This window comes from Citrobacter sp. wls613, assembly GCF_005281195.1.
Lineage (GTDB): Bacteria > Pseudomonadota > Gammaproteobacteria > Enterobacterales > Enterobacteriaceae > Citrobacter > Citrobacter gillenii.
This window is the reverse complement of record NZ_SZXN01000012.1, coordinates 65380-84109: the sequence shown is the minus strand read 5'-3', so window position 1 is coordinate 84109 and position 18730 is coordinate 65380. Positions and strand designations below refer to the sequence as shown.

The following is an 18730-nucleotide window of genomic DNA, read 5'->3' as shown; positions in this document are numbered from 1 at the left end:
GGCAGCCTGCCGCTGTTTACCGCCCGTGAAACGCTTGCCAGCGGCGAGATTGTCCAGGTATTACCGGAGTGGGAGTTTATCAGCGATTACAGCGGCGATCTGTGGCTCTTATGGACACGCAACCAACATATGCCCGCCAGAATGCGGGCCATGATTGATTACCTTAGCGAGAAATTGCCTCAATCTGGCCGTTGATTATGGCGCGCGTGACAGCACCTCAGCGACCCACTGGCGGAAGCCGTCAACATCCAGCGCCAGCGCGACCTGCGCGTTGGCAGGCTGCCCAAGGCGACCCTCGATATCCACTACCGTCGTTCCCGAGGTGTATTCCCCCTGGGTTTCCACCGCCACAAAGCAGGGCTGGAGCGTGAACAGATCCGGGCGGACCAGCCAGGCAATGGCGCAGAGATCGTGCATACGCAGACCGGTATTCATGCTGCCGCTACGATAATGACTGAACAGCGCATGCAGCATTTTCCCCGTCTGATTACGTGCGGGTAATGTTGCCAGGTACTCTGGTGCCAGCATGGCCTGGTTGGTGACATCCAGCCCGCACATGACTATCTCCAGCCCACTGCGAAAGACCTTCGCCGCCGCTTCGGGATCGACAGCAATATTAAACTCCGCATTGGGCGTAAAGTTACCGCGCCCGGCTGAACCGCCCATCATCACCAGGCGGCGAATATTGAATACGCATTCAGGATAGTGGGTAAGCAACAGAGCAATATTGGTCAACGGGCCAATTGCCACCAGCGTAACGGGCTGCGGGGCATGCATCAGCGCATCTCGAATTGCCTGGAAGGCGGGTTTCGCCAGCGGCTGCCGATTGTGTTCGACAAAATCATACCCTGCCATACCAGACTCACCGTGCACTGAAGCCGCATCACGCAGCGGCCGCACCAGCGGCATAGCTGCCCCCTGCGCCAACGGAATATCCGCATTCCAAAAGTGCAGCAACTGCAACGCATTACGGGTCGTTTTTTCCACCGACACGTTGCCTGCCACCGTCGTCATCAGTTGCAGATCCAGCTCGGGGGAAAACAGTACAGCGGCAATCGCCGCCGCATCATCAATGCCGGGATCAGTATCAAGAATGATCGGTAAGCGCATGGTTTCTCCAAAAAAATGCCAGACGTTAAGTCTGGCATCTTCTCATAATCATGACGCGAAAGAGTTACTCTACTTCACGAACATCCACACGCAGCTCTTTCGGCACTTCGAAAACGATGTTCTCTTCACGGCCTTCCAGTGGGATAGCATCCCCACCACCGAGCTCCTGCAGACGGACAATCACGTTCTGTACCAGAATATCCGGCGCAGAAGCACCGGCCGTCACGCCGACGCACGCCGCATCTTTCACCCAGGCTTCCTGGATATCGGTCGCATCGTCAATCAGATACGCGGCCTTGCCCATACGCTGGGCCAGTTCTGCCAGGCGGTTGGAGTTCGACGAGTTTTTCGAGCCGACAACCAGTACCACATCCGCTTGCTCCGCCAACGCACGAACCGCTTCCTGACGGTTGGTGGTGGCATAGCAGATATCGTCTTTGCGCGGCCCAACAATTTTTGGGAAGCGTTGACGCAGGGCATCGATCACATCAGAGGTATCATCAACCGAGAGCGTAGTCTGGGTCATGAAGGAGAGCTTACCTTCATTTTTGACATTCAACGTCAGGACGTCTTCCGGCGATTCCACCAGGTACATCCCCCCCTGCGGGTTGCTGTACTGGCCCATCGTACCCTCAACCTCCGGGTGTCCGGCGTGACCAATCAGAATCGACTCTTCGCCACGGCGGCTGGCGCGCGCGACTTCCATATGCACTTTGGTCACCAGCGGGCAGGTGGCATCAAAGACCGTCAGATCGCGGCCTTTGGCTTCGTTACGCACGGCCTGAGACACGCCGTGGGCGGAGAAAATCAGGATCGCACCGTCCGGTACTTCACTGATTTGCTCAATAAAAATAGCACCGCGCTCGCGCAGGCTATCCACCACATAGCGGTTATGCACCACTTCATGACGGACATAAATCGGCGCGCCGTAGATAGCCAGCGCGTTTTCCACAATGCTGATAGCGCGGTCTACGCCAGCGCAAAATCCGCGCGGGTTAGCCAACAGGATCTGCATTTTACGCCTCCAGTGCCGGTTCGACTTCCAGCACTTCAATATCAAAATGAACGGTATGCCCAGCCAGCGGATGGTTGAAGTCAACCGTGATGGAATCACCGTTGATTTCGCGGATCACACCAGGCATCTCACTGCCGTCCATTGCGGTAAAGAGCATGATAGCGCCAATTTCTGGCTCACCCGCGTCCATAAACTCCCGACGCGAGAAATACTGAATGAGGTCCGGGCTTGATACGCCAAAAGCAGCATCCGGCTCCAGAGCAAAAGTGGTTTTATCGCCCTCTTTTAACCCCAGCAGGTGTTGTTCCAGTCCTTCAGACAGAGAACCGTCGCCCAGGCGAAACAGCGCAGGCTTGCCGTTACTGCGAGTTGACTCTGCGGTGGAGCCATCGTCGAGCTTTAAGGTGAAGTGCACCAGCACCGCACTGTTACTCTGTACTGATTTAGACATGCAGGTTGCTCTTTAAAAGTGCTGCCGCCTGTTTGCCCGGTGGCGCTACGCTTACCGGGCCTACAAGATTCGCAGTAGAGTGTAGGCCGGATAAGCATAGCGCCATCCGGCATATTTTTATGCGGCTTTTTTCTCTTTCGCCGGTAAGAAGCCTTCCAGCACAATCAACGCCGCACCGATACAAATCGCCGTATCGGCAAGGTTGAAGGTGGCGAAATGCCAGTCACCGACGTAAAAGTCAATCATATCCACGACGAAGCCGTGCCACAGGCGGTCAAACAGGTTGCCCAGTGCACCGCCAATGATTAACGCATACGCGATGTTATTCAGCTTCTGCGTCGCCTTCGAGCGATACATCATCACCATTAGAATGACGCAAATACCGATCGCGATACCGGCAAAGAACCACCGCTGCCAGCCACCGCTGTCAGCCAGGAAGCTAAACGCCGCGCCATAGTTACGCGCATAGTGCAGATTCAGTGACGGGAACAGCGACACCGTATCCCCCAGAGCAAAATTCTGGAGGATCAGGTACTTGCTGCCCAAATCAATAATCAGCACGGCTACCACCAGCCACAGCCAGCGGAGTCCTGTTGAACAAAGAGGCTGACTCATCAGGCAAACTTACGTTGTTCGCCATCACCGGCGATGTTGCTGACACAGCGTCCGCAGATTTCTGCGTGTTCCGCCACCTGACCCACGTCGGTCGTGTAATGCCAGCAGCGCGGGCATTTCTCGCCTTCGGCTTTGCTCAGAGCAATTTTCAAGCCTTTGAGCAGTTCGCTCTGCTGAGCATCGGCCGGTGCTGCAGCATAGTCCGCAACGGTCGCACCCGAGGTCAACAGAACAAAGCGTAACTCTTCGCCCAGCGCTGTCAGCTTGGCAGCCAGTTCAGGTTCAGCGTACAGGGTCACTGCCGCTTCCAGAGAACCGCCCACTTTCTTGTCTGCACGTGCCTGCTCGATGACCTTGTTCACTTCGCCACGCACTTTCAGCAGCTCGTCCCAGAACGTATCGTTCATCGCTTCGGTATCGGCCAGGCCAAACAGCCCCTGATACCACTCACCGGTGAAGACATACTTCTCGCGGGAGCCCGGCAGGTAGCCCCAGATTTCATCCGCGGTGAAGGACATGATCGGCGCCATCCAGCGCACCAGCGCTTCGGCAATATGATACAGCGCGGTCTGGCAGCTACGACGCGCCACGCTGTCCGCTTTCGCGGTGTACTGACGGTCTTTGATGATGTCGAGGTAGAACGAACCCATTTCGACGGAGCAGAAACGCATCAGGCGCTGTACCACTTCGTGGAAGTCATAGGCTTCGTAGGCTTTGAGGATCTCGTCCTGCGCCGCTTGCGCACAGCCCACAGCCCACCGGTCCAGAACAACCATCTCTTCCGGTTTCACCATGTCTTTCACCGGATCAAACCCGTTCAGGTTTGCCAGCAGGAAGCGCGCGGTGTTACGGATACGGCGATAGCTGTCAGCAGCACGTTTCAGGATTTCGTCAGAAACGGCCATTTCACCGGTATAGTCGGTAGACGCCACCCACAGGCGCAGAATATCCGCACCCAGCTTGTTCATCACGTCCTGCGGAGAAACGGTGTTACCGATGGACTTGGACATCTTGCGGCCCTGACCATCAACGGTGAAACCGTGGGTCAGTACCTGACGGTACGGCGCTTTGCCCTTCATCGCAGTGGAGATCATCAGCGAAGACATGAACCAGCCACGATGCTGGTCAGAGCCTTCCAGATACATATCTGCCGCATGCCCCGAAAACTCAGGACGCACGTCGACGACGGATGAGTGGGTAGAACCGGAGTCGAACCATACGTCCAGGGTATCCGGTACTTTGACGTACTGATCGGCTTCATCACCGAGGATATCTTTGGGATCGAGATCCCACCACGCCTGGATGCCGTCAACTTCAACGCGTTTAGCCACTTCTTCCATCAGTTCGATGGCGCGCGGATGCAGCTCCTCAGTGTCTTTGTGGACAAACAGAGACATCGGCACACCCCACGTACGCTGACGGGAGATACACCAGTCAGGACGGTTGGCGACCATCGATTCAATACGCGCCTGGCCCCAATCGGGGATCCACTGCACGCCTTTAATCTCTTTCAGCGACTGCGCACGCAGGCCTTTCTGATCCATGCTGACAAACCACTGCGGGGTGGCACGGAAGATGATCGGTGACTTGTGACGCCAGCAGCACGGGTAGCTGTGCTGCATCTTCTCAACGTGCAGCAGTGCACCTTTTTCAGTCAGCAGCGCCACGACAACATCGTTCGCTTTGAAGACGTTAACCCCATCCAGGGTCGGGTACGTACCCGGCAGATAGGTACCATCTGGTCCTACCGGGTTTGCGACTTCCAGGCCGTATTTCTGACCAATCACGTAGTCATCCGGACCGTGGCCAGGCGCGGTGTGTACCGCACCGGTACCGGCATCCAGCGTCACGTGATCGCCCAGGATCGCCGGAACATCAAAGCCCATGAACGGATGGGTAAAGCGCAGCAGTTCCAGCTCAGCGCCTTTTACTGTGCCCAGAATGGTGTAATCCGCCGCGCCGAGGCGCTGCATCACACTTTCGACCAGGTCTTTTGCCAGAATCACGGCCTGACCGTCAATCTGCACCAGTGCATAGTCAAAATCAGGGGCCAGAGAAATCGCACGGTTAGCCGGCAGGGTCCACGGGGTGGTGGTCCAGATAACCAGAGAGATCGGGCCATTCACGTCAGAAACGCCAAATTTCGCTTTCACCGCATCCTGATCGGCGGCGTGGAACGCAACGTCGATAGACGGGGAGGTTTTGTCGTAATACTCAACTTCCGCTTCCGCCAGCGCGGAACGGCAGTCTACACACCAGTGCACCGGCTTCGCGCCTTTATGCAGGTGGCCGTTGCCGATGATTTTGCCCAGCGCGCGAATGATGTTGGCTTCGGTTTTGAAGTCCATCGTCAGGTACGGCTTCTGCCAGTCACCCAGCACGCCCAGACGGATAAAGTCTTTACGCTGACCGTCAACCTGCGTTGCGGCGTATTCGCGGCACTTGGCGCGGAACTCTGCGGCAGTGAACTTTTCACCCGGCTTGCCGAACTCCTGCTCTACTTTCAGTTCGATAGGCAGGCCGTGGCAGTCCCAGCCAGGGATATAAGGGGAGTCGTAACCGGAAAGCCCTTTGGACTTCACGATAATGTCTTTCAGAATCTTGTTAACGGAGTGACCAATATGAATGCTGCCATTCGCATAAGGAGGGCCATCATGCAGAATAAAGGTTTTTTTGCCTTTTTTAGCCGCACGAATGATGCCGTACAGGTCATCATCGGTCCAACGCGCCAGCATTCCCGGTTCACGCTTGGCGAGATCGCCGCGCATCGGGAACCCTGTTTCCGGCAAATTCAGGGTTGATTTAAAGTCACTCATCAGATTCTCGGTTCCGTATTTAAAACTCGTATAGGCGTTAAGCCGGTTTTGATAGCCCAAAAAATTCGCGGGCAGTTAACTCATCACGCGCAATCTGCGCTTTTAGTTCATCCAGCGAGGCAAATCGCTGCTCGTTGCGTATTTTTTTACGCAGCATGACATCTATATGGCGACCGTAGAGGTCCATTACAACGTCCAGTAGATGCACTTCTAACTGCTGGCGTACACCGGCCACCGTTGGACGGGTTCCGATATTCGCGACACCGGGTAAAGGCGTTTCGCCCAAGCCCATCACCTCAACCGCGTACACCCCTTTAACTGGAGAAACCTGGCGACGAAGCGGTAAATTCGCCGTGGGGAACCCGATGGTCCGCCCTAACTCGTCGCCGTGTACCACCCGTCCTGATATGGTAAACGGATGGCCCAGTAAGCTTTCGGCTAACAGCAGATTATCTTCTGCTAGCGCCTGGCGCACAGCAGTGCTGCTGATTCGCACCCCGCCCTCACAGAAGGTCTGGGTGCTGGTGATATCAAAGCCATACTCCGCGCCCGCTTCCTGTAATAACAAGAAATCGCCCGCGCGGCTAGCGCCAAAGCGGAAATCATCACCTACGGCAAGAAATTGTACGCCAAGGCGCTTCACCAACAGGTCGCTGATAAAGTTCTGCGCCGTTAATGCGGCAAAACGCCGGTCAAAACGCACGCACAGCACGTAATCAACACCACATTCCGCCAGATAACGCAGCTTTTCCCGCAGGCGGGTCAGTCGCGCAGGTGACTTTTCAGTCGCAAACAGCTCCAGCGGCTGCGGCTCGAAAATCATCACCATGACCGGTAAATTTCGTTTGCGCCCTTCTTCCTGTAAGCCCTGCAACAACGCGCGATGACCACGGTGCACGCCGTCGAAATTACCAATAGTCAGCACACACCCATGCGGGGCCTGACTGAGATTATGTATGCCTCGTATCAGCTTCATGTCTGGCTCAAAACAGTGAAAATCGTGAAAGTATACCCTGTACCGCGGTCAAGGTTAACCGGCGATTGGTTCTGCGAAACAGAAAGAAGATTGTTTTCATTGTTATGAAACAAAATGCGGTCCTCCGCTGACCAATCAATTCAACTTTTCTCGTGGAAAAGCTGTATTCACAGCACGCAAGCTGGTAGAATCCTGCGCCATCACTACGCAACGAGTGCTGCATTTTAAACGGCGCTTATTTGCACAAATCCATTGACAAAAGAAGGCTAAAAGGGCATATTCCTCGGCCTTTGAATTGTCCATATAGAACACATTTGGGAGTTGGACCTTGGCTAATATCAAATCAGCTAAGAAGCGCGCCGTTCAGTCTGAAAAGGCCCGCAAGCACAACGCTAGCCGTCGCTCTATGATGCGTACTTTCATCAAGAAAGTATACGCAGCTATTGAAGCTGGCGACAAAGCTACTGCACTGAAAGCATTTAACGAAATGCAACCAATCGTGGATCGTCAGGCTGCTAAAGGTCTGATCCACAAAAACAAAGCTGCACGTCATAAAGCAAACCTGACTGCACAGATCAACAAACTGGCTTAATCGCCTGCTTGCTGTCGCTTTGTGAAAAAACCCGCGTAAGCGGGTTTTTTTATGTCTGTTTACTTACTCCCCGGCGCAAACAATGCCGAGTAGTTAGCATTGCAAATACGCTGCACCGCCGGATGCTGGATCATCCTCTCCGCAAAAATGGCATGGTACTCCTCCATCACATTCTCCACGCGTCCAATCTCAATGATGGAATCATCAGCGTAGAAATTGTTCGAATAGAGCGTAGGGGCGACGAAAATAGCATTGTGCGTAGCGCCAAAGGCTTTCATCAAGGCGGCATCGTCAAACTCTCCGAGGATCTCAACGTTCAGTCCCTGCGAGTTAATCCAGTTCAGCAGCTTGCGCCCGAGCATTGAGCGACGTCCTGGTATCAGCAGGCGACGCTCCTCAAGGCAGGCTGGAAACGGCTTCTCCGGCAGCGGATTGGTGCACCAGAAACTCACGCAACACTCGCCGATTTTTACCGAGAACAGCCCTTCCTGCTGCGTTGAGTCGATTGGGCAGTCGGAGATAATCATATCCAGCTTGTGCTGGCTGAGCTGCTCCAGCAGCATCTCATGCGTGGATTCAAAGCAGCGTAGATGGATTTGTTCATCGTCAACGACGGCAGCGTCGAGCACACTACTGACCAGCTGTTTAGATAACGCATCCGCCACGCCCACATCGAACAGCAAGTTAGACTCTTTGCGGTAGTTCACGATATCCAGCATCTCCTGGCTTAAAGTGAACATTTTGTCCGCATAACGAAAAACTAATTCGCCTAGCTCACTAGGCTCCAGCCCTCGCCCCTTACGCTTAAACAACTTCCCCTGTAAGCGCTCCTCCAGCGCTTTGATCTGCCCGGTAATGGTTTGCGGTGTCAGATAAAGCGCTTCTGCGGCCCCCACCACCGACCCTTCTTTATACACATGCCAGAAGTAATACAGGTGGTTGTAATTTATATGAGACATACTCTCTCCCTGAAAATTGTCACCAAAGGGTTATCGGCTCAGGCTGACGCGTTTAACCGGGTACGCAGCCAGCTATAACCGATCACCGCCGATAGCAGAGAACCAATCAGGATCCCCAGTTTCGCCCAGTTAATCAGCTCCGGATCAACGTTACCAAACGCCAGGCTGGCGATGAAAATCGACATCGTAAAGCCAATCCCGCAAAGAATACCCACCGCCATGATTTGCTGGAAGTTCGTGCCTTCAGGCAGCTGCGCCACCTTGAGGCGTAATGCCAGCCAGCAGAACAGGCTAATCCCCAGCGGTTTACCGATAAGCAGGCCGGCGATAATCCCTAGCGGCAGGATGGAGGTCAATCCGTCCATCGTCACACCCTGCAGTGGAACCCCCGCATTGGCGAAGGCAAACAACGGCAGAATCAGATAGGCCACCCACGGATGCAGCACATGCTCCAGACGTTTCGCCGGAGAACGGCCATGCTTTTCCTTCAACGGGATGAAGAAACCGACAATCACACCCGCCAGCGTCGCATGCACCCCTGACTTCAGCACTGCGGTCCATAACACGACGCCCACCAGGATATAAATACCGGTACGTCTGACACCACACAGGTTCAACGCCGCCAGAATAAGAATCGCTAATGCGGCAACCCCCAACGACAGCAGAGAGAGATCGCTGGTATAGAACAGTGCGATGATCACAATCGCGCCAAGATCGTCAATAATCGCCAACGCCATCAGAAAGATTTTCAGCGCCAGCGGAACACGGCTGCCCAGCAGCGCCAGTACGCCGAGCGCAAAAGCGATATCCGTTGCCGCCGGGATCGCCCATCCTTCACGTGTGATGGGGTCGGCATAGTTGAATGCCAGATACAACAGCGCCGGGACAATCATCCCGCCAATCGCGGCAATCACCGGAAACGCTGCCTGGCGTAAACTGGCCAGCGATCCCTGCATCAGCTCACGCTTAACTTCCAGACCAATCAGCAGGAAAAACACCGCCATTAAGGCGTCGTTGATCCACAGCAGCATATTTTTATTGATCTCAAGCGCGCCGACCCGCAGTTGAACCGGGGTCTCCAAAAAGTCGTGGTACCATCCACTGGTTACGCCGATATTGGCCATCAACATTGCTACTACCGCAGCGATGATCAAAATAATGCCTCCCGAGGCATCGCTACTAAAAAAACGATGTAGATGTTTCACTTTTATTCTCTCTATTGGGTGAATACTTCGTAATTACTATCTTACTCCGCATAACTCATCGTTAATATTAGATTATTCATGATAAATAGATCGGTTTTTACGATCTAACAATCTGGGATTGTTTCGTTCCTGTTCAGGACGGATCCGACAAAATAAAAAAGCCTGAGACTCTTCAGTCCCAGGCTTTTTATCAAATTTATGGCGGTAAATTAACGCGTCAGGTCGTCAAAGAATTTCTTCACGCCGTCGAAGAAGCTTTTAGAACGCGGGCTGTTTTGTTCCCCCGTCGGGCCACCAAAACTGTCCTGCAGATCTTTCAGCAACTGTTTCTGCTTGTCGTTCAAACCAACCGGGGTTTCAACCACCACGCGACACAGCAGATCGCCCTGAGCACCACCGCGTACCGACTTAACGCCTTTACCACGCATACGGAAAAGTTTACCGGTTTGCGTTTCGCCAGGGACTTTTAACTTCACCCGGCCATCCAGCGTCGGGACTTCAATCTCGCCGCCCAGCGCAGCCATCGCAAAGTTGATCGGCACTTCACAGTACAGGTTATTCCCTTCACGTTCGAAAATCGGGTGCTGTTTCACCTGCACCTGAACGTACAAATCGCCTGACGGTGCGCCATGCTCACCCGCTTCGCCTTCACCAGATAAACGAATACGGTCACCGGTATCAACCCCTGCCGGGATTTTAACGGACAGTGTTTTGCTCTTCTCTACGCGGCCATGCCCGTGACATTTGTTGCACGGATCTTTAATCAGCGTACCGCGGCCCTGACAGTGTGGACAGGTCTGCTGTACGGCAAAGAAACCCTGACGCATCTGCACCTGACCGGAACCGTGACAGGTCGGACAGGTCTGCGGCTGAGTCCCGGATTTCGCGCCGCTGCCGTGGCAAACGTCACACTCTTCCAGCGTAGGAATACGGATCTCTTTGGTGACGCCACGCACGGCTTCTTCCAGAGTGAGATCCATGTTGTAACGTAAATCCGCACCACGTGAGGCGCGCTGACGGCCACGACCACCGCCAAAGATATCGCCAAACACGTCACCAAAGATATCGCTGAAGTCAGCACCGCCGCCGAAACCGCCACCGCCGCCCATACCGCCTTGCTCAAACGCAGCATGACCGTACTGATCGTAAGCCGCGCGTTTTTGCGCGTCGGTCAGGATCTCGTAGGCTTCTTTGATCTCTTTGAATTTGGCTTCGGCCTCTTTATCACCCTGGTTACGGTCCGGGTGAAATTTCATGGCCAGGCGCTTATAGGCCTTTTTGATTTCACGCTCTTCCGCTGTTTTGGAAACGCCCAAAATCTCGTAATAGTCTTGCTTAGCCATCTCTTTTTATCTGCCCCTAACATGCGTGCACGGGCGGAGAGGAAACCTCTTCGCCCGTGCCAGTGTTTTACCCGTTCAAAGGGCGATTATTTTTTGTCTTTCACTTCTTCAAACTCAGCGTCGACAACATCGTCATCTTTCGCGTTGTTCGCGGAAGCATCAGCTGAACCCGCCTGCTGCTGTGCATGCTGCTGCTGAGCGATTTCCATCAGTTTCTGGGAAACCTGTGCCAGCGCCTGCATTTTCGCTTCGATATCTGCTTTGTCTTCGCCTTTCAAAGACGTTTCCAGCGCAGTCAGAGCGGACTCGATAGCAGTTTTGTCGTCAGCCGGCAGTTTATCGCCTGCTTCTTCAACCTGCTTGCGAGTGCTGTGCAGCAGATGGTCACCCTGGTTACGGGTCTGGACCAGCTCTTCAAACTTACGGTCAGATTCTGCGTTCGCTTCTGCTTCGCGAACCATTTTCTGAATTTCTTCTTCGTTCAGACCAGAAGACGCCTTGATGGTGATCTTCTGCTCTTTACCGCTGTTTTTATCTTTCGCAGAAACGTGCAGGATACCGTCAGCATCGATATCGAAGGTCACTTCGATCTGCGGCATACCGCGCGGTGCCGGGCTGATACCATCCAGGTTAAACTGACCCAGATCTTTGTTATCAGCAGCACGTTTACGTTCACCCTGCAGCACATGGATGGTTACCGCAGACTGGTTGTCTTCAGCGGTAGAGAACACCTGGCTGTGCTTGGTCGGGATAGTGGTGTTTTTCGCGATCAGCGGAGTCATCACGCCGCCCATGGTTTCGATACCCAGAGACAGCGGGGTAACGTCCAGCAGCAGTACGTCTTTAACATCACCGGTCAATACACCACCCTGAACAGCAGCACCGATTGCCACAGCTTCGTCCGGGTTAACGTCTTTACGCGGTTCTTTACCGAAGAACTCAGCAACTTTCTTCTGTACCATCGGCATACGAGTCTGACCACCGACCAGGATAACATCCTGAACGTCAGAAACAGACAGACCAGCATCCTGCAGAGCAACTTTCAGCGGCTCGATAGAACGGTTAACCAGGTCTTCTACCAGGCTTTCCAGTTTCGCACGAGTCACTTTGATGTTCATGTGTTTCGGACCAGACGCATCTGCAGTGATGTACGGCAGGTTAACGTCGGTCTGCTGCGCAGAAGACAGCTCAATTTTCGCTTTCTCTGCGGCTTCTTTCAGGCGCTGCATTGCCAGCGGGTCGTTACGCAGGTCAATGCCCTGATCTTTCTTAAATTCATCAACGAGATAGTTGATCATGCGGCTATCGAAGTCTTCACCACCGAGGTGGGTATCACCGTTGGTTGCCAGAACTTCGAAGGTTTTTTCACCGTCAACTTCGTCGATTTCGATAATAGAGATATCGAAAGTACCACCACCGAGGTCGTAGACCGCGATAGTACGGTTGCCGACTTCTTTGTCCAGACCGTAAGCCAGTGCAGCAGCGGTCGGTTCGTTGATGATACGTTTGACTTCCAGACCTGCGATACGGCCGGCGTCTTTCGTTGCCTGACGCTGAGCATCGTTGAAGTATGCAGGTACGGTGATAACCGCTTCAGTTACCGGTTCGCCCAGGTAATCTTCAGCCGTTTTCTTCATTTTTTTCAGCACTTCAGCAGAGATCTGCGGCGGTGCCAGTTTCTGACCTTTTACGTCAATCCATGCATCACCGTTGTCAGCACCGATGATTTTGTACGGCATGATGGCTTCATCACGCTGTACTTCTTCGTCCTGGAAGCGGCGGCCAATCAGGCGTTTAATCGCAAACAGGGTGTTTTGCGGGTTTGTCACTGCCTGACGTTTAGCCGGCTGACCAACCAGAGTTTCACCATCCTGGGTATAAGCAATGATAGAAGGCGTGGTGCGATCGCCCTCGGCGTTCTCCAGCACACGTGCAGTAGTGCCATCCATAATCGCTACACAAGAGTTGGTAGTACCCAGGTCGATACCAATAATTTTACCCATCTAAACGTCTCCACTAAAAATTCTGTCATCAGGTGGTTGTGAATCTGTAATAAGGGCGAAACGTGCGGTTTCAACTACCCTGAATCGTTTTTTTTCAGACTCACCACTGCGGTTGTCTACAAGATGGGGTCGTAACCCACGTCATCAAGGGGGGCATGCAAATTTTTTTTAGCCCGATCGCAATAAAATGAGAGATAACGGGCAGAAAAACAGGAAAGTAAATAGTCACCACCCCAAAATAATTCATAAAACCAATATTAAAAATACCAGTCATTCACTTGAAAATTGTAATAAAAAGAAAAGATTACCTGCATGAACCGTTTTTCCAACGGCGGTATTATGGTCACTCGTCACTCACTTTTGAACCCGTCAAAGAGAAATTTCATGAAATCCCTGTTTACCCTTCCCGCCAGCCTGTTGATAGGTCTGCTGCTGAGCAGCACTGCACAGGCTAACGATCATAAAGTTCTGGGAATGATTGCCATGCCCAGAAATGCAACCAACGATCTCACGCTAAGAATCCCTGTTTGTCGTGTCGTGAAGCGTATTCAACTGACGGCAGACCGTGGTGATATCACACTAAATGGCGCTTCCGTTTATTTTAAAGCCGCGCGCATGTCCAGCCAGAGCTTGAATGTTCCTTCCTCCATCAAAGAGGGGAAAACCACCAACTGGATTAACATCAATAGCGACAACGACAACAAACGCTGTGTGTCTAAAATCACCTTCTCTGGCCAGTCAGTAAACTCCTCCGACATGGCGACCTTAAAAGTCATTGGTGATGACTAACCCCCTGACTTCTCGGCCATGATATTCAGTACTGGGGAAAAAAATTCATTTTCCCCTCATCAGATCATAGACAGCCCCCTCTCCCCTGATTATCATGCCGCGCCCCGAAGTCCGTGATCGTTTTTCGGGGAAATTATTTCACCATTCAATCAATGATGATTTTGAGGAATTATGGGCAACACTAAGTTGGCTAATCCGGCACCGCTGGGCCTGATGGGCTTCGGCATGACCACCATTTTGCTTAACCTGCATAACGCGGGTTTCTTCGCCCTTGACGGTATTATCCTGGCGATGGGACTGTTCTACGGCGGTATCGCGCAAATTTTTGCCGGTCTGCTGGAGTACAAAAAAGGCAATACCTTCGGCTTAATCGCCTTCACCTCTTACGGCTCGTTCTGGCTGACGCTGGTCGCGATCCTGTTAATGCCGAAAATGGGCCTGACAGAAGCACCGAACGTGCAGTTCCTCGGCGTGTATTTGGGTCTGTGGGGCGTGTTCACCCTGTTCATGTTCTTCGGCACACTGAAAGCAAACCGCGCGCTGCAGTTTGTCTTCCTGAGCCTGACCGTGCTGTTCGCCCTGCTGGCTGTGGGCAATATTGCAGGTAACGAAGCGATTATTCATGTTGCTGGCTGGATTGGCTTAGTGTGTGGCGCAAGCGCCATTTACCTGGCGATGGGTGAAGTGCTGAACGAACAGTTTGGCCGCACCATCCTGCCAATTGGTGAAATGCACTAATTCTGTCTGTATCCCCCCGCAAGGGGGGATAATCCTTACAGACGCTGTAATTCTCCCTCAGCGTCCGTATCACGATGATAAATATCCTGTCGTAGCCAAATCCCCAGCCCTAAACCCACCAGCGAAAGCGCCAGCACATACCAGGCCGGAGCCATCGGCGACACACTCATCAACATCGTGACCGCGATTGGCGTCAAACCACCGAAAATGGCATACGAGACGTTATAGGAAAAAGAAATACCGGTAAAACGGACTTCCGCCGGGAACGCCCGTACCATCACGTAAGGCACCGCGCCAACCACGCCAACGCACAGCCCAACCAGACCGTACAACAGGAACAGGTGCTCAGGATGACTGCCGATCAGGTGATAGAAAAACCAGCTGGAACAGGCCAGCAGCAGGCTACCGACAATAAAGGTTTTGCTGGCACCCACTCTGTCGACCACGAATCCCGCCAGCAAGCACCCGATGCACAGCATAATGGTGGCCACGCTGTTGGCCTGTAACGTCAGCGCAGGTGCAAAACCATACTGTTTCTGCAGCCAGACGGGCGACATCAGGATCACCACCACAATCCCAGCCGAGAGCAGCCAGGTCAGTAGCATCGACACCGCCACCGCTTTTTTATGTTTGCTGACGACCGACTTCACCGGCAGTTCCTGCGCCAACGCTTTGCGCTGCTGCATCTCGAGAAAGATCGGCGTCTCCTGCAGCCAGCGGCGCAGATACATTGCCACCAGCCCAAACGCACCTCCCAGCAAGAAAGGTATACGCCAGCCGTACTCATGTACCGCCTGCTGCGTCAGGCTGGTATTCACCAACGTGGCCACCACCGAGCCCAGAAGGATCCCCACCGTTAACCCGGCGGTCAGCGTTCCACAGGCAATGCCGATACGGCGCTCCGGCACGTGTTCGGCAACAAACACCCAGGCCCCCGGCACTTCTCCTCCAATGGCGGCGCCTTGCAGAATACGCATCAGCAACAGCAACAGCGGGGCCAGGATCCCCATCGAGGAATACGTCGGCAGCAGACCTATCGCCAGCGTCGGTATCGCCATCAGTAAAATGCTCAGAGTGAACATTTTTTTGCGCCCGACCTGATCGCCAAAATGCGCCATGATGATGCCGCCTAACGGGCGCGCCAGATAGCCCGCGGCAAAAATACCGAAGGTTTGTACCTGACGTAGCCATTCGGGAATGTCCGCGGGGAAGAACAGCTCACCCACAACGGCGGCAAAGAAGACAAAGATAATAAAATCATAAAACTCGAGCGCCCCACCGAGAGCAGCGAGCGAAAGGGTTTTATAATCCTGGCGATTCAGCGGTCGAGAATGTTGTGACATAGCAAACCATGCGTCAGTGGAGTGATTGAAGGTGTTTAGCGATACATGTAAATCAAAAATTACTATATCGTAAACAATTCAATACTCCACCGGCATTGCGCTTTATGTCACGAAAAGGCTACTTTCAGGCATTTGTATCGCGTATCGCGCTTTTAGGCCGAAAAGATGCTACCACTTCCGGGGCGGTTTCCACATATGGCCCATCCAGCAGCTGTATACAATATGGTACACTTGCAAAAATACCCGCCACAATAACGTTACCGTCGGCGTCTTTCACCCCTTCCAGCGTTTCTTTGATCGATTTCGGCTGGCCAGGCAGGTTGAGGATCAGTGCCTGCTTGCGAATAACCCCAACCTGACGGGAGAGGATCGCCGTCGGCACAAAGTGCAGGCTAATCTGGCGCATTTGTTCACCAAAGCCGGGCATCTGCCTGTCGGCTACCGCCATCGTAGCATCTGGGGTTACATCACGACGCGCCGGGCCAGTGCCGCCGGTGGTCAGCACCAGGTGACAGCCCATTTCATCAACCAGTTCACACAATGTTTGTTCAATGATCGCCTGCTCATCCGGGATCAACCGGGTTTGCAGTTCAAAAGGCGTTGTCAGGGCGGACGCTAGCCACTCTTCAAGTGCGGGAATACCCTTATCCTGATAAACACCGCTGGAGGCACGGTCAGAAATAGAAACTAAGCCAATGCGTAAAGTATTCATGATTATTCCGTTTAAACAGTCTCGTTAAACAGAATGATACACTGCGAAGGGAAGGACAGACAGATTTCAGAAGAGGTAGCGTGACCCCCGTCAGGGCCACGCGCAAATGATTACAGCAGATCGCCGATCATTTTTTCCAGTTTGCCCTGGTCTACAGCAAACTTACGGATACCGTCCGCCAGTTTGTCTACAGCCATCGGGTCCTGGTTGTGCTGCCACAGGAACTCAGCTTCAGTGATACGTGCAGGACGCGCTTTCACTTCGCCAGAGAAGGACAGTTTACGTTCGAGCGCGCCTTCGCTTTCAGCCAGCTCTTTCAGCAGTGCCGGGGCAATAGTCAGACGATCGCAGCCCGCCAGCTCAATGATTTCGCCAATGTTACGGAAGCTCGCGCCCATCACCACGGTTTCGTAACCGTGCTGTTTGTAGTACTCATAGATTTCCGTGACGGAAACCACACCCGGATCTTCTGCCGGTGCGTACTCTTTCTTATCGGTGTTGGCTTTGTACCAGTCCAGAATACGGCCAACGAACGGAGAAATCAGGTAAACGCCTGCTTCTGCACATGCACGCGCCTGCGCGAAGGAGAACAGCAGAGTCAGGTTACAGTTGATGCCTTCTTTTTCCAGCTGCTCCGCGGCACGGATACCCTGCCAGGTAGAAGCCAGTTTGATCAGAATGCGATCGTTGCTGATGCCAGCATCGTTGTACATTTTGATCAGACGTTTCGCTTTCGCGATAGACGCTTCGGTGTCGTAGGACAGGCGCGCGTCAACTTCAGTAGAGATACGACCCGGGACCAGTTTCAGGATCTCCAGGCCGATGTTTACCGCCAGTTTGTCCGTCGCGTCGACGACCTGCTGCGCGCGGTCGTTGCTCTGCTGCTTAGCCCAGGCCACAGCGTCATCAATCAGCTTGCGGTATTCCGGGATCTGCGCTGCGTTAAGAATGAGAGAAGGGTTAGTTGTGGCATCCTGAGGCTGATACAGCTTCATTGCCGCGATGTCTCCGGTGTCGGCCACTACAGTGGTGAACTGACGAAGGGAGGTCAATTTGTCCGTCATGATAGCGTTTCTCTTTAAACAGCGTGTTAGGGGGATGTAACCGATCTTTCCTGATGATAGCACGACGCACTCTCAGCGCAACCGCCGGGAGTGCCTCACCTGCCGTTCAGCCCTGATTACGCATCTCAGAGCCTATAGTGCGCAATTAAAGAGTCGACCTGATGTTATGGTAAACTCCCGCTATCAATCTCATTACAAGGTTTATACTGTTCGATAATTGGTAGCGCTTACATCAGGATATTAGCGCGTGCCGGCATCAACAAGAGGGATGTTAATGCCTGATTTTTTCGCATTTATTAATGAAATACTGTGGGGCTCGGTGATGATCTATCTCCTGCTGGGCGCAGGATTTTGGTTCACTTACCGTACCGGTTTCGTCCAGTTCCGCTACGTTCGCCAGTTTGGCAAAAGTCTTAAAAATAGCATCAACCCACAACCTGGGGGTTTAACCTCATTTCAGGCTCTGTGTACCAGCCTCGCCGCCCGTATCGGCAGCGGAAACCTGGCAGGCGTAGCCCTGGCTATCGCGGCTGGGGGGGCGGGTGCCGTCTTCTGGATGTGGGTCTCGGCGGTGATCGGCATGGCAACTTCATTTGCCGAATGCTCACTCGCCCAACTGTATAAAGAACGCGACAGTAAAGGCCAGTTTCGCGGCGGACCCGCGTGGTATATGGCGCGCGGGCTGGGCATGCGCTGGATGGGCGTTCTGTTCGCCATCTTTTTACTCATTGCCTATGGCTTAGTTTTTAACAGCGTCCAGGCGAACTCGGTCTCGCGTGCGCTGGAGTTTGCTTTCGACATCCCGCCCCTCGTATCCGGGATCTCGCTGGCAGTGCTGTCTTTGCTCGTCATCGTCGGCGGTATTAAAGGCGTTGCCCGCCTGATGCAATGGATCGTGCCCTTAATGGCCCTGCTGTGGGTCGGCTGCAGCATCGTCATCTGCCTGTGGCATATCGGACAGATCCCTGAGGTCATCGTCACTATTGTGAAAAGCGCGTT

Annotated in this window: 19 protein-coding genes; 5 read left to right on the top strand and 14 right to left on the bottom strand. The window is 53.5% G+C overall.

Annotated elements, in window-relative coordinates:
- Positions 1 to 195 (top strand): LysR substrate-binding domain-containing protein (locus FDX01_RS23265; protein WP_249360839.1); only part of this gene is annotated, 195 nt, incomplete at its 5' end.
- Here the strand turns inward: FDX01_RS23265 and rihC are convergent.
- From rihC to FDX01_RS23260, 7 genes are all read right to left on the bottom strand, one after another.
- A complete protein-coding gene (gene rihC, locus FDX01_RS02615) occupies positions 196 to 1110 on the bottom strand; it encodes a ribonucleoside hydrolase RihC (RefSeq protein ID WP_115259997.1) in 915 nt (304 codons plus the stop codon).
- A 64-nt stretch (positions 1111 to 1174) separates the two neighbouring features.
- Positions 1175 to 2125, bottom strand: coding sequence for a 4-hydroxy-3-methylbut-2-enyl diphosphate reductase (gene ispH, locus FDX01_RS02610; RefSeq protein WP_115259499.1), 951 nt, complete (start codon positions 2123 to 2125; stop codon positions 1175 to 1177).
- Between the two features lies 1 nt (position 2126).
- Positions 2127 to 2576: an FKBP-type peptidyl-prolyl cis-trans isomerase gene (gene fkpB, locus FDX01_RS02605; protein WP_115259500.1), complete on the bottom strand. Its 450-nt coding sequence runs from the start codon at positions 2574 to 2576 to the stop codon at positions 2127 to 2129.
- A 117-nt stretch (positions 2577 to 2693) separates the two neighbouring features.
- Positions 2694 to 3191 carry a signal peptidase II gene (gene lspA / locus FDX01_RS02600; RefSeq protein ID WP_137399172.1) on the bottom strand — a complete coding sequence of 166 codons (498 nt, stop codon included), beginning with the start codon at positions 3189 to 3191 and terminating at the stop codon, positions 2694 to 2696.
- A complete protein-coding gene (gene ileS, locus FDX01_RS02595; RefSeq protein ID WP_137399171.1) occupies positions 3191 to 6007 on the bottom strand; it encodes an isoleucine--tRNA ligase in 2817 nt (938 codons plus the stop codon). The genes lspA and ileS overlap by 1 nt, the downstream gene beginning before the upstream one ends.
- A gap of 37 nt (positions 6008 to 6044) precedes the next feature.
- On the bottom strand, positions 6045 to 6983 hold the full coding sequence (gene ribF, locus FDX01_RS02590; RefSeq protein WP_137399170.1) for a bifunctional riboflavin kinase/FAD synthetase: 939 nt from the start codon (positions 6981 to 6983) through the stop codon (positions 6045 to 6047).
- Positions 6984 to 6990: 7 nt separating this feature from the next.
- The gene (locus FDX01_RS23260) at positions 6991 to 7206 is read right to left on the bottom strand and encodes a DUF2575 family protein (protein WP_096758366.1); all 216 of its coding nucleotides are present in this window, start codon (positions 7204 to 7206) and stop codon (positions 6991 to 6993) included.
- 105 nt (positions 7207 to 7311) lie between these two features.
- Here FDX01_RS23260 and rpsT point away from each other — a divergent pair, with 105 nt between their 5' ends.
- On the top strand, positions 7312 to 7575 hold the full coding sequence (gene rpsT / locus FDX01_RS02580; RefSeq protein ID WP_003018940.1) for a 30S ribosomal protein S20: 264 nt from the start codon (positions 7312 to 7314) through the stop codon (positions 7573 to 7575).
- A 59-nt stretch (positions 7576 to 7634) separates the two neighbouring features.
- Here the strand turns inward: rpsT and nhaR are convergent, their stop codons facing one another.
- The 4 genes from nhaR to dnaK form a co-directional block, all read right to left on the bottom strand.
- Positions 7635 to 8534 (bottom strand): transcriptional activator NhaR, encoded by a 900-nt coding sequence (gene nhaR / locus FDX01_RS02575; RefSeq protein WP_115259503.1) that lies wholly within the window; start codon positions 8532 to 8534, stop codon positions 7635 to 7637.
- 38 nt (positions 8535 to 8572) lie between these two features.
- Complete coding sequence (gene nhaA / locus FDX01_RS02570; RefSeq protein WP_115259504.1) at positions 8573 to 9739, bottom strand: Na+/H+ antiporter NhaA; 1167 nt, start codon at positions 9737 to 9739, stop codon at positions 8573 to 8575.
- Positions 9740 to 9948: 209 nt separating this feature from the next.
- The gene (gene dnaJ / locus FDX01_RS02565) at positions 9949 to 11082 is read right to left on the bottom strand and encodes a molecular chaperone DnaJ (RefSeq protein ID WP_115259505.1); all 1134 of its coding nucleotides are present in this window, start codon (positions 11080 to 11082) and stop codon (positions 9949 to 9951) included.
- A gap of 86 nt (positions 11083 to 11168) precedes the next feature.
- Positions 11169 to 13085, bottom strand: coding sequence for a molecular chaperone DnaK (dnaK, locus tag FDX01_RS02560; protein WP_096758373.1), 1917 nt, complete (start codon positions 13083 to 13085; stop codon positions 11169 to 11171).
- 384 nt (positions 13086 to 13469) lie between these two features.
- Between dnaK and FDX01_RS02555 the strand changes: the two genes are divergently transcribed.
- Both FDX01_RS02555 and satP read left to right on the top strand, forming a co-directional pair.
- Positions 13470 to 13874 carry a DUF2541 family protein gene (locus tag FDX01_RS02555; protein WP_115259506.1) on the top strand — a complete coding sequence of 135 codons (405 nt, stop codon included), beginning with the start codon at positions 13470 to 13472 and terminating at the stop codon, positions 13872 to 13874.
- Between the two features lie 171 nt (positions 13875 to 14045).
- A complete protein-coding gene (gene satP / locus FDX01_RS02550) occupies positions 14046 to 14612 on the top strand; it encodes an acetate uptake transporter (RefSeq protein WP_137399169.1) in 567 nt (188 codons plus the stop codon).
- A 35-nt stretch (positions 14613 to 14647) separates the two neighbouring features.
- On the opposite strand, the gene FDX01_RS02545 is transcribed toward satP, so the two are convergent.
- The 3 genes from FDX01_RS02545 to tal all read right to left on the bottom strand — a co-directional run bounded on the left by FDX01_RS02545 (position 14648) and on the right by tal (position 17731).
- The gene (locus FDX01_RS02545) at positions 14648 to 15955 is read right to left on the bottom strand and encodes an MFS transporter (RefSeq protein WP_137399168.1); all 1308 of its coding nucleotides are present in this window, start codon (positions 15953 to 15955) and stop codon (positions 14648 to 14650) included.
- A gap of 124 nt (positions 15956 to 16079) precedes the next feature.
- A complete protein-coding gene (gene mog / locus FDX01_RS02540; protein WP_117342344.1) occupies positions 16080 to 16667 on the bottom strand; it encodes a molybdopterin adenylyltransferase in 588 nt (195 codons plus the stop codon).
- Between the two features lie 110 nt (positions 16668 to 16777).
- A complete protein-coding gene (gene tal, locus FDX01_RS02535; RefSeq protein ID WP_096758378.1) occupies positions 16778 to 17731 on the bottom strand; it encodes a transaldolase in 954 nt (317 codons plus the stop codon).
- A gap of 274 nt (positions 17732 to 18005) precedes the next feature.
- On the opposite strand from tal, the gene FDX01_RS23255 reads away from it, so the two are divergent.
- Positions 18006 to 18730: amino acid carrier protein (locus FDX01_RS23255; protein ID WP_249360838.1), on the top strand; the 725-nt coding region annotated here is incomplete at its 3' end.

Excerpts from the sequence above, each read along its gene's own strand:
- rihC (WP_115259997.1), bottom strand. The coding sequence starts at position 1,110 with ATGCGCTTACCGATCATTCTTGATACTGATCCCGGCATTGATGATGCG.
- ispH (WP_115259499.1), bottom strand. The coding sequence starts at position 2,125 with ATGCAGATCCTGTTGGCTAACCCGCGCGGATTTTGCGCTGGCGTAGAC.
- fkpB (WP_115259500.1), bottom strand. The coding sequence starts at position 2,576 with ATGTCTAAATCAGTACAGAGTAACAGTGCGGTGCTGGTGCACTTCACC.
- lspA (WP_137399172.1), bottom strand. The coding sequence starts at position 3,191 with ATGAGTCAGCCTCTTTGTTCAACAGGACTCCGCTGGCTGTGGCTGGTG.
- ileS (WP_137399171.1), bottom strand. The coding sequence starts at position 6,007 with ATGAGTGACTTTAAATCAACCCTGAATTTGCCGGAAACAGGGTTCCCG.
- ribF (WP_137399170.1), bottom strand. The coding sequence starts at position 6,983 with ATGAAGCTGATACGAGGCATACATAATCTCAGTCAGGCCCCGCATGGG.
- FDX01_RS23260 (WP_096758366.1), bottom strand. The coding sequence starts at position 7,206 with ATGCAGCACTCGTTGCGTAGTGATGGCGCAGGATTCTACCAGCTTGCG.
- nhaR (WP_115259503.1), bottom strand. The coding sequence starts at position 8,534 with ATGTCTCATATAAATTACAACCACCTGTATTACTTCTGGCATGTGTAT.
- dnaJ (WP_115259505.1), bottom strand. The coding sequence starts at position 11,082 with ATGGCTAAGCAAGACTATTACGAGATTTTGGGCGTTTCCAAAACAGCG.
- dnaK (WP_096758373.1), bottom strand. The coding sequence starts at position 13,085 with ATGGGTAAAATTATTGGTATCGACCTGGGTACTACCAACTCTTGTGTA.
- FDX01_RS02555 (WP_115259506.1), top strand. The coding sequence starts at position 13,470 with ATGAAATCCCTGTTTACCCTTCCCGCCAGCCTGTTGATAGGTCTGCTG.
- satP (WP_137399169.1), top strand. The coding sequence starts at position 14,046 with ATGGGCAACACTAAGTTGGCTAATCCGGCACCGCTGGGCCTGATGGGC.
- FDX01_RS02545 (WP_137399168.1), bottom strand. The coding sequence starts at position 15,955 with ATGTCACAACATTCTCGACCGCTGAATCGCCAGGATTATAAAACCCTT.
- mog (WP_117342344.1), bottom strand. The coding sequence starts at position 16,667 with ATGAATACTTTACGCATTGGCTTAGTTTCTATTTCTGACCGTGCCTCC.
- tal (WP_096758378.1), bottom strand. The coding sequence starts at position 17,731 with ATGACGGACAAATTGACCTCCCTTCGTCAGTTCACCACTGTAGTGGCC.